The sequence below is a fragment of the Phaeobacter sp. CC-HEC084 genome, assembly GCF_059429255.1.
In genome coordinates this window covers 928,677-942,580 of the sequence record NZ_JCAIJQ010000002.1, presented here as the reverse complement: position 1 = coordinate 942,580, position 13,904 = coordinate 928,677, and the positions used below count along the sequence as shown (strand labels likewise).

The following is a 13,904-nucleotide window of genomic DNA, read 5'->3' as shown; positions in this document are numbered from 1 at the left end:
CTGCCTGTGCCTTTGACCAGTGGGTGTTTGCACCCACCGTCCCCATCTCCTTTGACGGGGACCTTAGCGGTTTTCCATGAAACTGCGCAGACGCGACAGCCCCTCTTCGATATCGGCGGTGGAGCGCGCATAAGAGAACCGCAGCGTCGTTGCGCCCCGCACCGGATCGAAATCCAGCCCCGGCGTCACCGCGACCCCGGCCTTTTCCAAGATCTCGGCGGCAAAGGCACGGCTGTCCTGCGTCAGCTCCGACACATCCGCATAGACATAAAACGCCCCGTCTGGCGGTGCGATCTTGCTGAACCCCGCCTTTGGCAGCCCTTCCAGCATCAGTTGCCGGTTGCGGGCATAGACCGCCAGATTTGCCTGCAGCTCATCCTCGCAATCCATCGCGGCCAGCGCCGCCACCTGGCTTGCATGCGGCGCGCAGATGAACATGTTCTGGGCCAGACGTTCCACCACCCGCACATGATCCTCGGGCACCACCATCCAGCCAACGCGCCAGCCAGTCATCGAAAAATACTTGGAGAAGGAGTTGATCACATAGGCATCATTGGTCAACTCCAGCGCGGTGACGGCTTTGGCCTCGTATTCGATCCCGTGATAGATCTCGTCCGAGATGAAGGCCGCTCCGGCCTCTTGCGTCGCGCCGATCAGTGCCCCCATGGCATCGCGGTTCAGCATCGTGCCGGTCGGGTTCGCCGGAGAGGCCACCATCAGCCCGGCGAGATCAAGCCCGGAAAGATCGCTTGGCACCGGCTGAAGGCGGTTTTCCGCTGCCGTTTCAATATCCACCGGCGTCAGCCCCAGCGCATGCAGGATCTGCCGGTACGACGGATAGCCCGGCGCGCCGATGCCGACCCTGTCACCGCTGTCAAAGAGCGCCGTGAAGGCCAGCAGGAACGCCCCGGACGAACCCGAGGTCACCACCACGCGCCCGGGATCCAGATCCACGTTATACCATTCGCCATACATGCGTGCGATACGTTCGCGCAGCGCCGGATTCCCCAGCGCCACGGTATACCCTAGCGCATCACTTTGCAGCGCCTGCACCAGCGCCTGCTGCGCCGCCTCCGGCGCCCCGGTCGAAGGCTGGCCGACCTCCATGTGAATGATACGGCGCCCGGCCTCTTCGGCCTTGCGGGCGGACTCCATGACGTCCATCACAATAAACGGATCGACCTCTGAGCGGGTTGAGTTTCGCATGATGTTCTCCCATGGTGCGCGCATGACTTTTGACCGTTTCTCTCGTCTGGCGTCAATCCCGGCTCTGGTGTTTTGCCTGCTGGCCTATGCGGCGACGGCTGTGCAGGCGGCATCGATCACCCTGTTGCGAGACGCAGATGTGGAACAGGCGCTGAACCGGCTTGCGGCGCCGGTTCTGCAGGCGGCCGGCCTCAACGCCCGGCGCACCAAAATCCTTGTGGTCAACGAGTCCAGCTACAACGCCTTTGTTTTGGATAGCCGAACAATTTTCGTGCATTACGGCCTGATCCTCAAGTCCGACAGCCCCGAGATGCTGCAGGCGGTTCTAGCCCATGAAGCGGCTCATATCGCAAACGGCCATCTGGCCCGGCGGATGCAGAACATGCGTTCGGCCGGAAGTGCCGCCGGGCTGGGCATGGCGCTGGCGGTTCTGGCCGCCGCTGCGGGCGCTGGCAGCGAAGCCTCGACCGGGATTGCCATCGGCACGCAAAGCTCAGCCCTGCGCGGCTTCCTGTCACACACCCGCGCCGAGGAATCCTCGGCTGACCGCTCGGCAGCAGGCTACCTCAGCCGCGCTGGCGTCAATCCGCAGGGGCTGGTCGACCTGCACCAGACCTTTGCCGGACAAGAAGTGCTGAGCGCCCAGCATCAGGACCCCTACATGCGCTCGCATCCACTCAGCCGCGACCGCATCCGCGCGGCGCAGGCCTATGTCGCCAGCCACGGCACCGACATCGCGACCGATCCAGAGGCCGAGTATTGGTTCGCCCGGCTGCGCGGCAAGCTGTCTGCCTTCGTCCGCTCTCCGAAGTGGACGCTGCGGCGCGCAGGCAGCGAGAGCCACAAGGATGTCCGGCTCATGCGGGAGGCGATCGCCTATCATCGGCTCAACAATCGCAAGAAGGCGCTGACCGCCATAAACGGCGCCATTTCGCTGCGCCCCAAGGATCCGTTTTATCACGATCTCAAAGGTCAGATCCTGATGGAAAACCGCGACTGGAATGCCGCGCTTTCCAGTTACGGGCAGGCGGTCGCGCTGGCCCCCTCGGACCCGCTTGTGCTGGCCAGTTATGGCCGGGCGCAGCTTGCTGCTGGGCAGCCTCGGGCCGCGCTCAAATCGCTGGAAAAATCCCGCGGCATCGATTTTCGCAACACGGTGCTGCTGCGGGACATGGCGCAGGCCTATGCCAAAACCAAACAGACCGGGCTTGCCGCGCTGGTGACAGCGGAACGCTATGCCCTGCAGGGGCGTCTGGACGACGCCGGTCTGCATGCCAAACGCGCCACCGCGCTTTTGCCCACCGGATCGCCAGCCTGGCGCCGGGCGCAGGACGTGCTGGTGGCCTATGAGAAAACACAGAAAAGGAAACGAAAATGATCCGTGTTACACGTGCAGCAGCAGGTGCTGCCACTGCTCTTGCGCTGCTTGGCGCCCCCGCGCAGGCGCTGGACCTTTCGAACATGAGCGCCGCCGAACGCGAAGCTTTTGGCGTCCAGGTGCGGGAATACCTGATGGAAAACCCCGAGGTGATCCTTGAGGCCGTGAACCTGCTGGAGCAACGTCAGGCCGCCGCCGAAGCCACCCGCGATCAGGCGCTGGTTGCCGACAACCTGCAGGAGTTGGAAAACGATGGCTATTCCTGGGTCGGCGGCAACCCCGAGGGCGACATCACCCTGGTCGAGTTCATGGACTATCGCTGTGGTTATTGCCGCCGCGCCGCGCCCGAGGTGGCGGAGCTGCTTGCCAAGGATGGCAACATCCGCTGGGTGGTGAAGGAATTCCCGATCTTGGGCGAAGCCTCGGTGCTGTCGTCGCGCTTTGCTGTTGCAACCAAACAGCTGGCTGGCAGCGATGCGTACAAATCCGTGCACGAAGCCCTGATGGAGATGACCGGCGAGCCGGGGGAAGTCGCCCTGCGCCGTCTGGCGGATGGTCTGGATCTGGATGCCGACGCCATCCTCGCCCATATGGATTCCGAGGACGTCACCCGCGAATTGCGCCAGACCCGCGATCTGGCCCAGCGTCTGTCGATCTCCGGCACGCCCACATTTGTTCTGGGCGGTGAACTGCTGCGCGGCTACCTGCCTGCTGATCAGATGGAAGTCCTGGTGGCAGAGAACCGCAAGAACCGCGGCTGACCCGCGCTGCGGCCTTGGGCCGAGCCATCATGGTGAAACGCAAAACGGGGCGCCCTTGGCGCCCCGTTTCTGTTAGTCCTGCATATTGCCCCGGTCTGGGGCCGTCTGCTTATTCTGCGGCGGCTGCCTCAGCCGCGTTGATTTCTGCAGCCTTTTGTTCGACCTGTTCGACGATGTGGTCGACCATCTCTTCGTTGCTCATCTTGTGGCTGGCCTTGCCCGCCAGATAAACCATCCCGGCCCCGGCCCCGCCGCCGGTGAAACCGACATCCGTCATCAGCGCCTCACCCGGCCCGTTCACGACGCAGCCGATGATAGACAGGCTCATCGGTGTGTGGATATGGGCCAGTCGCTCTTCCAGCGCTTCAACCGTCTTGATCACGTCGAACCCCTGCCGCGCGCAAGAGGGGCAGGAGATGATATTGACGCCGCGGTGCCGCAGGCCCAGCGATTTCAGGATTTCGAACCCGACCTTTACCTCTTCGACTGGATCGGCAGAGAGGCTGACGCGCAGCGTATCGCCAATGCCCATCCACAAAAGCTGCCCCAGACCGATGGCCGATTTGATGGTCCCGGAGACAAAGCCCCCTGCCTCGGTAATCCCAAGGTGGATCGGCGCATCTGTCGCATCGGCCAGTTGCTGATAAGCGGCTGCCGACATGAAGACATCAGAGGCCTTCACCGAAATTTTGAACTCGTGGAAATCGTGATCCTGCAGGATGCGGATATGATCGAGACCGCTTTCGACCATCGCTTCGGGGCAAGGCTCACCGTATTTGTCGAGCAGGTGCTTTTCCAATGAGCCAGCGTTGACGCCAATCCGGATCGAACAATTGTGGTCGCGGGCGGCCTTGATCACTTCGGCGACGCGTTTTTCATCGCCGATATTGCCGGGATTGATGCGCAGACAGGCGGCGCCTGCCTCGGCTGCCTCAATCCCGCGTTTGTAGTGGAAATGGATATCCGCAACGATGGGCACCGGGCTTTCGCGCACGATTTCCTTCAGCGCCTTGGACGAAGCCTCATCCGGGACCGAGACGCGCACCAGATCCGCGCCCGCCTCCGCGGCGGCCTGCACCTGGGCGATGGTCGCAGCGACATCGGTGGTCAGCGTATTGGTCATGGTCTGCACCGCGATGGGCGCATCCCCGCCAATCGGCACGTTCCCTACATGGATCTGGCGGCTCTTGCGGCGCTCGATATGGCGCCAGGGTCGAATGTGATTCAGCGACATGCGGTCCGTCCCCTATGGTCCTGCTGCTCAGCCGGTAGATACGTGCTGCGGGCCGCGTCTGCAATGGCAGGCGCGGTCAGACACAGTAAAAGCGGAAAAAGGATCAGTCCTGTGCGCTGTCGACCTGCAGCTGCGCCACCAGGGTCGCAAGGGCGCGGTTGCGGTCATCCTCAAGATCGGCCACCTCGAACCGACCCGAGATCGCATCCGGGGACAGATCGACATTCTTGGTCACCCGTCCACGCTGGCCCACGGGACCAAAATGCTGTCCATTGACCGCGAAATAGATGCCGCTGCTTTCCCCGGTCTTCAGGGTCGGTGCAACTTCAGTCAGGGGAATCTCGAACCGGTCGCCCGGTTCCATGATCCCTTCGAAGATGACGCTGCCATCCGCGGCGGTCACCTCGACCCATGCCGGACGTACGGCAAGCATTTCCGCGCTCGGCGCCACCTCTTCGACGACCTGCGGTACCGTCAGCTGCTGCCCGGCGATGTCCGCAGGCAGGCTGGCCTCCGCCAGTTGGATGGATGGCAGATCGGGTTCGGCAAAGTTGCCAAAGGTGCGCGGATCAAGCGTTGCAATCGGCGCGTCCCGGGCTTCGAGAACCGGAACATCCAGCGCCTGTGGGCGATAGAGCCGGTCCAGCGCCGCTGCCGCAGGATCCGTATCCGCATTCGCCAGGTTCAGCTGCGCGCCTTCCAGCGGGTCCACATCCGCCAGCACAAGCGGCGTTTGATCGACCGGTGCAAACTGCACCTGCTGCACTTCTTTCAGGATGCTCCAGCCGCCGTAGCCGATGCCAGTGATCAGCGCCGCCAGCACCATCAGCGATCCGATGGCGCGTGGCTCCACATGACTGAACAGACCACCCGCAGAGGGGGCAAAGGGCGTGTTGGGCGAGGTGAACGGGTCGCTGCCCAGCCCACTGGCATTTGCCGCTTGTGCACCGGGTGCAGCCTTTGCCTTACGCACCGAGGCCTCGGCCGACATGCCGTGGGCAACCGTAAAGCCACTTTCGCGGCAGAAGGTTTCAAACGCCTCTTCGGGATCCATGCTCAGATAGCGCGCGTAAGAGCGCACATACCCGGCGATAAAGCCGGGCGTGTCAAAAACTGAAGGATCGGAATTTTCAATCGCAGCGATGTAAGATGCCTTGATGCGCAACTCTCGTTGCACATCAAGCAGGGATTTCCCCATGGTTGCGCGCTCGCCGCGCATCATGTCGCCAAGCCGCAGCTCAAAGTCGTCAAAACTTTTGGGCGCGGATGGCTCACCCTGCTCTTTTGATTTGCGCTGAGTAAGGCGCCCGATCATGCCTGCTGTCCCATCTTTACCTGCCGCAACCGGATTTTGATGTCTGCAGAATCACCCTAACGACTCAAGCTGACCAATCCGTTGATGAAACGATAACACACTCAACAGTTTTGAACACAGAACTGTGCACTACCCGGCCAATTCGGCGCGATTCAGCGCACAATGCGACCAAAGACCGTCCATTGCCTTGACCAAAGCGTCGATTTCCAGCGGCCCATGCACCGGCGACGGGGTAAACCGCAGCCGTTCGGTGCCGCGAGGAACGGTGGGGAAGTTGATCGGCTGAACGTAAATGCCGAAATCCGACAGCAGCATATCGCTCAACTTCTTGGTGTGAACCGGGTCGCCGACGATGACCGGCACGATGTGGCTGCCGTGATCGATGATCGGCAGGCCCAGCCCCTTGAGGCGCATTTTCAGGATCTTTGCCTGTTCTTGGTGCTTCTCGCGCAGCTCGGGCGCGGTCTTGAGGAAAGCCACCGAGGCCGCCGCCCCGGCTGCAACCGTCGGGGCCAGCGAGGTGGTGAAGATAAAGCCGGGCGCATAAGAGCGGATGGCGTCGCACATCTTGGCCGAGGCTGCGATATAGCCGCCCATCACGCCATATGCTTTGGCCAGAGTGCCGTTGATGATGTCGATACGGTCTGCGAGACCGTCACGCTCAGCCACACCGCCGCCACGTGGGCCGTACATGCCCACCGCGTGCACTTCGTCGAGATAGGTCAGCGCGCCAAATTCATCCGCCAGATCGCAGATCTCTTCGATGGGGCCGAAATCGCCGTCCATGGAGTAGATCGATTCGAAGGCAATCAGCTTGGGCGCTGCGGGGTCATCCGCTTCCAGCAGTTCGCGCAGATGCGCGACGTCGTTGTGGCGGAAGATGCGTTTTGCACCGCCGTTGCGGCGCACCCCTTCGATCATCGAAGCATGGTTCAGCGCATCGGAATAGATGATCAGACCGGGGAACAGCTTGGGCAGGGTCGAAAGCGTTGCGTCATTGGCGATATAGGCCGAGGTGAACAGCAGCGCTGCCTCTTTTCCGTGCAGATCCGCCAGTTCGGCCTCAAGGCGTTTGTGATAGACGGTGGTGCCCGAGATGTTGCGGGTGCCGCCCGAACCTGCGCCGGTTGCGTCAATCGCCTCGTGCATCGCGGCCAGAACCACCGGGTGCTGCCCCATGCCAAGGTAATCGTTACCGCACCAGACGGTGATATCGCTTTCGCTGCCATCGGGACGGGTCCAGACCGCATGCGGGAACTGTCCGTTCTTCCGTTCGATATCGATGAAGGTCCGGTAGCGGCCTTCTTCGTGAAGGCTTTCAATCGCTGCGTCGAGTTTCGCGGTATAGTCCACCGGCATCTCCATAGCTGTAAGTCTGGCACCCAGGGCGCTGGCGCGAAGGCAGTCCCATTCACATTTATGAATAACTACCCTAGACGCCGATTTTGATCAACTGCTTACGCAAAAGGCATGTTGCGCAACATTGATGCAGGTCAAATAGACCTAAGCAACTGAGCCCACAACCCGGCGCGGGCGGCTATTTCCTGACAATTGCGTGGCACGCGGCGCTGAAAGGCGCCGGGCATAGAGGATCGGAAACTCTGGAAAATACCTGCATGGACAGCCGGCTATGGCGGTTCATCCCCTCGTCCAGCTTCCCCACTGGCGCCTCTTTGACGGCGCTGCTACGGTCCGCGACAAATCATCACAAACCATAATCAGAACGCAGGAGTGAGACATGTCATTGAATGAAGTGCTGGACCGGATCGACGCCGATGTGAACGCAGCAACGGACCGGCTGCTGGACCTTCTGCGGATCCAGTCCGTCTCGACCGACCCGGCCTACAAGGCAGAATGCGAAAAGGCGGCTGACTGGCTGGTGGCAGATCTCAAATCCATCGGCATCGACGCCGAAAAGCGCATAACCCCCGGCCACCCTATGGTCGTGGGCCACGTGGGGCAGGAAAACAAGGACGCGCCGCATGTCCTGTTCTACGGCCACTATGACGTGCAGCCGGTCGATCCGCTGAACCTGTGGAAGACACCGCCGTTCGAGCCGCAACTGGAAGAGACCGAAAACGGCACCGTCATCCGCGGCCGCGGCGCCTCGGACGACAAAGGGCAGCTGATGACCTTTGTCGAGGCCTGCCGCGCCTGGCAGGCGATCCACGGCTCCCTGCCCTGCCGCATCACCTTCTTCTTCGAAGGCGAGGAGGAATCGGGATCGCCGTCGCTGGTGCCCTTCATGAAAGAACACGCCGAAGAGCTGAAAGCGGATATCGCGCTGATCTGTGACACCTCCATGGTGTCGCGCGGCGTGCCCTCCATCGCCTCGCAGCTGCGCGGGATGCTGAAGGATGAATTCACCCTGGTCGGCCCGCGCATCGACCTGCATTCCGGCCACTATGGCGGCCCGGGCCTCAACCCCTTGCGCGAAATCAGCCGCATCGTCGCCTCCTTCTATGATGAGGAAACCGGCAAGATCGCCGTCGAAGGCTTCTATGAGGGCGTAAAAGAGGTGCCCGAAGACCAGATGCGTCAGTGGGAAGGCTGCGGTTTTGATGCAGACGACTACCTTGGCAACGCCGGTTACACCCAGGCCCATGGCGAAAAAGACCGCAGCATTCTGGAGCAGCAATGGGCGCGCCCGACGCTGGAGGTCAACGGACTGTGGGGCGGCTATAACGGCGCCGGATCGAAAACCGTGATCCCCTCCGAAGCGCATTGCAAGATCACCTGCCGTCTGGTGGGGGACATGGACCCCGACGCACTGCGCCAAAAAATCCGCAAGCATATCGAAGATCGCCTGAAACCCGACTGCAAGGTGGTCTGGGACAACGATCTGGAAGGGTCGCGCGCTTCGGTGATGGATATCACTCGCCCCGAATTCACCGCCGCCCGCGGCGCGCTGAGCGACGAATGGGAGCGCGAGGCGGTCTTCTGCGGCATGGGCGGATCGATCCCGATCGCGGGCTTTTTCAAATCCATCCTCGGCATGGAATCGATGCTGATCGGGTTTGCCAATGAAGATGACGCGATCCATTCCCCGAACGAGAAATACGACCTCAAGAGCTTTCACAAAGGCATCCGCTCCTGGGCGCGGGTTCTGGAGGCACTGACCCAGTCGTAAGCGGACAAGATAGGGGAGCGGCGGCTCCCCGCCATGCCCGGCCCTGTGGGCCGGGCATCCTTCATTCAGGAAAGTCACGCCACTCAGGGAGGTCAGGTGGATGGCATCAGAAATCGAAACAGGCCGCGCCGAGGTGAACGGCCAAACGATTGCCTACACCCAGCAAGGCAGCGGACCTGCCGTTCTGCTGCTGCATGGGTTCCCGCAAACCCGCGCCATGTGGGATACCGTGGCACCACGCCTTGCCGAACAGTTTACCGTGGTGACCGCCGATCTGCGCGGATATGGCGACAGCAGCAAGCCAGACGACATGACCGCGATGAACTTTCGCGAGATGGGCGCCGATCAGGTGGCACTGATGCGTTCATTGGGCCATGAGAGCTTTCACCTCGTCGGCCATGACCGTGGCGCACGCACGGCGCACCGGATGGCGCTTGATAGCCCAAACGCCATCGCTAGCCTGACAGTGATGGACATCATCCCCACCCACCTGCTGCTGGGTGATCTGCACCAAGAGGTCGCCCGCGCTTATTATCACTGGTTCTTTCTCGCGCAGCCCGCGCCCTTTCCCGAGCGGATGATCGGGGCGGACCCGGACTACTATTTTGAAAGCTGCCTGTTGGGCTGGGGCGGCGCGACGCTGGAGGATTTCCCGGCCGAGGCGCTGGAGGCCTACCGCAAGAGCTGGCGTGATCCGGCGTGCATCCACGCGATGTGCAACGATTACCGCGCCGCAATCGATGTGGATTTCGCGCTAGATGCCGCTGATCTGGACCGTCAGGTCTCCAGCCCCGCGCTGGTCCTTTATGGCGCCACCGGCGCTATGGCGAAACAATACGATGTGGAGGCGACCTGGGCGCCCCGCCTAGCCAACATGCGCGCTGCGGCCATTCCGGGCGGGCATTTCTTCGTGGACCAGCACCCATCGAAAACCGCGGAAGCGCTCATGGACTTTCTTAGTGAACAACCAGCGTTCTGACATCCGGTGATCTTGGCGCCGATGGTGTCGGCTACATGGGCACTGAGCCTGTGCAGACTCTCCCGACCTTGGCCGATGATAGAAGGCACAGCGCGGCCCCCCCCTTACTGCCAATACCCCGCTCTGCAGGCAGCCTACCCCTTGCGTGCGCGCAGGTCTCTTGCGGCCTTGAGCCCCAACAACACCAAGGGGGCGCCGTGCATCAGTAGATCGAACCAGTCGAGGGCGCGCTGCAATTCGCCTGCAAACAGCATCCTGAGCTTTTCCCACAGGTGCGGTTCGGGGAAGAAAGGCGCCAGCCCCAGAAGTAGCGCGACAATGATCGCAGTCGTCCAGTCGATGGAATCCAGCAGTTTCATGACGCTCGCATCTGGTCCTGATTTTTCGAGGAAAAAGGAAGTGGCGCGGTTGACGGGGCTCGAACCCGCGACCCCCGGCGTGACAGGCCGGTACTCTAACCAGCTGAGCTACAACCGCGCATGGCCTATATAAGGCGTCCCGACCGGTCCCATTTCGGGACTTCCCATTGTCACATGGGACCAGACTAATGAGTGGCGCGGTTGACGGGGCTCGAACCCGCGACCCCCGGCGTGACAGGCCGGTACTCTAACCAGCTGAGCTACAACCGCGCATGGATCTCATATCATCTGCCTTTCGGCATCCCCCATCCGGAGCGGACCCTGGTATTGCCCAAGGCGGGCAGGCAGCAGTGGCGCGGTTGACGGGGCTCGAACCCGCGACCCCCGGCGTGACAGGCCGGTACTCTAACCAACTGAGCTACAACCGCTCGCTGCCCGTTCAGCATCTCTTCCGAACGTTGGGGTGTAATATTCCTAGGCCTCGGGTATCGTCAAGCGGTGTTTTGTCATTTTATCCGCTTTCGGCCAAAAAAATTCATTCCCAGATGTAAAGCATTGAAACCAAGAGGAAAGCTCCCTATCCCTCCCCGCACTCGCGAACCAAAGACCCGTATTCGCCCCGTCGCCGTGAACCAGAGCAACTGTCGGATCAGCAATAGCGCTCAGGGCCGATCCACTGCTCATCCGAATAGCGGTCGCCATGCGCCCATCCCACGGGCAGCACAGTCTCGATCCGTTCCAAGTCCTCAGGCGTCAGCGTCAGATCCGCGCCCGCGACGCATTCCCCAAGGTGTTTGACGCTGCGGGTACCGGGGATCGGGATCACGTGGTCGCCGCGGGTCAGCAGCCAAGCGTTGGCCAGAGCCGCCGCCGAGGTCCCCATCTGCGCCGCAAGTGCACGGAACTTATCGGTGATCCGCAGGTTCTCACTAAGATTCGGCTCCATGAACCGCGGGTTGCCAGCAAGGAACGGCAGTTGCGGGATCCGCGCCTTCGGAATCGGATTATCCGTCAGCAAGGAGCGCCCCACCGGCGAGAAAGCCACAAAAGCCACCCCGAGTTCGGCGCAGGCCTGTACCAGGCCAAGATCGGGGAACCGGGTCGACAGGGAATACTCCGATTGCACAGCCGCAACAGGAAAGGCCGTCATCGCCCGCCGCAGGGTTGAGGGCGCCACCTCCGAAAGACCGATCGCGCGTGTCTTGCCCTTTTCCACAAGGCGGCCAAGGTTCGCCGCCGTTTCCTCGGGCGTGAAACGCGGATCTCGGCGGTGCGCATAAAACAGATCGACACACTCGACGCCCAGCCGCTGCAAGGATTTGTCCAGCTCTGCCTCAAGATGCTCTGCCGAGTTATCAAAGCACCGGTTGCCATCGGCATCGCGCGTGATCGTGGCCTTTGTCGAGATCACAAATTCATCACGCGCCCCGGGATTGGCGCGCAGGTAAGATCCGATGGCGCTTTCGGATTTTCCCATGCCATAGATATTGGCGCTGTCCAGCAGCGTCACCCCCAGATCCCGGCAGCTGTCGAGAATGGCGTGGCTTTCGGCCTCATTGGTGGGGCCGTACATGTCTGAAAAGGACATCGCGCCATAGCCGATACATCCGACCTCTGGTCCCTGGGCTCCAAGTTTGCGCTGCTTCATGAACTCTCTTTCCGGCTTCGATTATGTGTTCGTCCAGCGCATGGTGCCGAAAAGAAGCCCGTTTGTCGAACGCTCTTCCCCGTCGTTCTTGCCTGCCCTTTGACGCTCAGGCAGGATCAGGCCCATCGCCATTTCCTGCTCCCCGTAAGGACGCCCATGTTCGACATCCTGTCAGACCGCACCTATCGCCATCTGTTCCTGGCCCAGGTCGCGGCGCTGATCGGGACCGGGCTGGCCACCGTTGCGCTGGGTCTGCTGGCCTATGATCTGGCAGGCAGCGGCGCGGGGCTGGTGCTCGGCAGCATCTTCACGATCAAGATGATCGCCTACGTGGGGATTGCACCCATCGCCGGGGCCTTTGCCGACCGTGTGAACCGCCGCGCCCTGCTGGTCACGCTGGACCTCGTGCGGGCGGCAGCGGCCCTGTGTCTCCCCTTCGTCACCGAGGTCTGGCAGGTCTATGTGCTGATCTTCCTGCTGCAATCCGCATCAGCTGCCTTTACTCCCACATTCCAGGCCACGATTCCGGACATCCTGCCGGAGGAGGACCGATATACACGGGCGCTGTCGCTGTCGCGGCTGACCTATGATCTGGAAAACATTGTCAGCCCGACGCTGGCGGCGCTGCTGCTGGCCGTCATGGCCTATGACACGCTGTTCCTTGGTACGGTCGCTGGCTTTGTCGGCTCGGCCCTGCTTGTCGTCTCAGTGCTGCTGCCCAGCCCGAAATCCAGCCGGAGGCGCGGCATTTACGATCGCACCACCCGAGGGATCCGGATCTACCTAGCCACACCCCGGCTGCGCGGTCTTCTGGCGCTCAACCTTTCGGTCTCGGCCGCCGGGGCGATGGTGCTGGTGAACTCCGTGGTACTGGTGCGCGGAGAATTGGGCCTCAGCGAAAGCGATGTGGCCTGGGCGATGTTCGCCTTTGGCCTTGGCTCGATGTTGGCAGCGCTGCTGCTGCCGCCTGTTCTGGACCGGGTGCCGGACCGGCCAGTAATGCTATCCGGCGCCGGGCTGCTGGTTGCGGCATTGCTGGCGCTGGCGGCGCTGGTGGCAATTACGGGCCTCAGCTGGGGCGGGCTGCTGATCAGCTGGTGTCTGGTCGGCATCGGCTACTCGTCGGTCATGACCCCCTCCGGACGGCTGTTGCGCCGCTCTGCCCTTGCCGAGGACCGCCCGGCCATCTTTGCCGCGCAGTTTGCCCTCTCCCATGCTTGTTGGCTTCTGACCTATCCGCTGTCTGGCTGGCTGATGACCGCCTTTGGCACGCTCACGGCGCTGATCCTGCTGGCGGCGCTTTCTCTTGTCGGGCTGCTGCTGTGCCGTTTCCTCTGGCCTGCCCATGCCCCCTCGGAGATACCCCATAGCCACGCGGATCTGCCGCCGGATCATCCACACCTGCTTGAGCACGGGGATGAGGCACACAAGCACGCCATCATCATCGACGATCTGCACCGCGACTGGCCGACGCGCGGCTGACAATCAGGCGCTCCCCACCCTGCTCCCAGCCGACGCCCTCACCTCCCCCACGCCAACGTGATCCGCCCGACCTTGCGCAAGCCATGCCGGTATTCGAAACCCGCCGCGAATAGAAAGGATACCCCTATGCCCAAAGCCGTCATCTATCGCATGGATTTGCCCAATTACACCTGTGGCTTCGGCACGGCAGCCCTTGACCTGCTGCGTCGCGAAAAATTCGATATCGAAGAACATGTGCTGCGCACCCGCCGGGAAACGGATGCCTTCAAGGATAAGCACCACGTCACTACAACGCCGCTTGTATTCATTGACGGGGAGAAAATTGGTGGCTTCACTGAGCTGAAGAAACACCTCAAGGCCCAGAAGCCGAAACCAAAACGGTTCTGGAAACGCTGATCCACAAGCCCCCCCG

At 61.9% G+C, this 13,904-nt stretch carries 12 protein-coding genes and 3 tRNA genes; 6 read left to right on the top strand and 9 right to left on the bottom strand.

The annotated features are described in order from the left end of the window. Positions 1–63: 63 nt before the first annotated feature. On the bottom strand, positions 64–1,206 hold the full coding sequence (locus AC5SSZ_RS04960; protein ID WP_495437352.1) for a pyridoxal phosphate-dependent aminotransferase: 1,143 nt from the start codon (positions 1,204–1,206) through the stop codon (positions 64–66). On the opposite strand from AC5SSZ_RS04960, the gene AC5SSZ_RS04955 reads away from it, so the two are divergent. Further along, entirely contained in the window at positions 1,205–2,584 is a 1,380-nt protein-coding gene (locus AC5SSZ_RS04955) for a M48 family metalloprotease (protein ID WP_495438318.1), read from the top strand. The genes AC5SSZ_RS04960 and AC5SSZ_RS04955 overlap by 2 nt on opposite strands. Further along, complete coding sequence (locus tag AC5SSZ_RS04950; RefSeq protein WP_495437350.1) at positions 2,581–3,345, top strand: DsbA family protein; 765 nt, start codon at positions 2,581–2,583, stop codon at positions 3,343–3,345. Before AC5SSZ_RS04955 ends, AC5SSZ_RS04950 begins: the two co-directional genes overlap by 4 nt. Positions 3,346–3,454: 109 nt before the next feature. Here AC5SSZ_RS04950 and ispG read toward each other — a convergent pair whose 3' ends face one another. From ispG to hemA, 3 genes are all read right to left on the bottom strand, one after another. Continuing rightward, positions 3,455–4,579: a flavodoxin-dependent (E)-4-hydroxy-3-methylbut-2-enyl-diphosphate synthase gene (gene ispG / locus AC5SSZ_RS04945; RefSeq protein WP_495437348.1), complete on the bottom strand. Its 1,125-nt coding sequence runs from the start codon at positions 4,577–4,579 to the stop codon at positions 3,455–3,457. 103 nt (positions 4,580–4,682) lie between these two features. Further along, positions 4,683–5,894 (bottom strand): helix-turn-helix domain-containing protein, encoded by a 1,212-nt coding sequence (locus tag AC5SSZ_RS04940; protein WP_495437345.1) that lies wholly within the window; start codon positions 5,892–5,894, stop codon positions 4,683–4,685. Positions 5,895–6,023: 129 nt separating this feature from the next. After that, positions 6,024–7,247: a 5-aminolevulinate synthase gene (gene hemA, locus AC5SSZ_RS04935; protein ID WP_495437343.1), complete on the bottom strand. Its 1,224-nt coding sequence runs from the start codon at positions 7,245–7,247 to the stop codon at positions 6,024–6,026. A 385-nt stretch (positions 7,248–7,632) separates the two neighbouring features. Between hemA and AC5SSZ_RS04930 the strand changes: the two genes are divergently transcribed. Together AC5SSZ_RS04930 and AC5SSZ_RS04925 are read left to right on the top strand one after the other, a co-directional pair. Continuing rightward, the gene (locus tag AC5SSZ_RS04930) at positions 7,633–9,024 is read left to right on the top strand and encodes a M20/M25/M40 family metallo-hydrolase (RefSeq protein ID WP_495437341.1); all 1,392 of its coding nucleotides are present in this window, start codon (positions 7,633–7,635) and stop codon (positions 9,022–9,024) included. 100 nt (positions 9,025–9,124) lie between these two features. After that, positions 9,125–10,003 (top strand): alpha/beta fold hydrolase, encoded by an 879-nt coding sequence (locus AC5SSZ_RS04925; protein ID WP_274833373.1) that lies wholly within the window; start codon positions 9,125–9,127, stop codon positions 10,001–10,003. A 134-nt stretch (positions 10,004–10,137) separates the two neighbouring features. Here AC5SSZ_RS04925 and AC5SSZ_RS04920 read toward each other — a convergent pair whose 3' ends face one another. From AC5SSZ_RS04920 to AC5SSZ_RS04900, 5 genes are all read right to left on the bottom strand, one after another. Then, positions 10,138–10,362 (bottom strand): RND transporter, encoded by a 225-nt coding sequence (locus AC5SSZ_RS04920; protein WP_274833372.1) that lies wholly within the window; start codon positions 10,360–10,362, stop codon positions 10,138–10,140. 41 nt (positions 10,363–10,403) lie between these two features. After that, positions 10,404–10,480, bottom strand: a tRNA-Asp gene (locus tag AC5SSZ_RS04915). Positions 10,481–10,555: 75 nt separating this feature from the next. Next, a tRNA-Asp gene (locus AC5SSZ_RS04910) sits at positions 10,556–10,632 on the bottom strand. 81 nt (positions 10,633–10,713) lie between these two features. After that, positions 10,714–10,790, bottom strand: a tRNA-Asp gene (locus AC5SSZ_RS04905). Between the two features lie 221 nt (positions 10,791–11,011). Beyond that, the gene (locus tag AC5SSZ_RS04900) at positions 11,012–12,010 is read right to left on the bottom strand and encodes an aldo/keto reductase (protein ID WP_495437338.1); all 999 of its coding nucleotides are present in this window, start codon (positions 12,008–12,010) and stop codon (positions 11,012–11,014) included. 156 nt (positions 12,011–12,166) lie between these two features. Here AC5SSZ_RS04900 and AC5SSZ_RS04895 point away from each other — a divergent pair, with 156 nt between their 5' ends. Together AC5SSZ_RS04895 and AC5SSZ_RS04890 are read left to right on the top strand one after the other, a co-directional pair. Further along, entirely contained in the window at positions 12,167–13,492 is a 1,326-nt protein-coding gene (locus AC5SSZ_RS04895; protein WP_495437336.1) for an MFS transporter, read from the top strand. Between the two features lie 126 nt (positions 13,493–13,618). Next, complete coding sequence (locus AC5SSZ_RS04890) at positions 13,619–13,888, top strand: glutaredoxin family protein (RefSeq protein WP_274835636.1); 270 nt, start codon at positions 13,619–13,621, stop codon at positions 13,886–13,888. Positions 13,889–13,904: the final 16 nt, after the last annotated feature.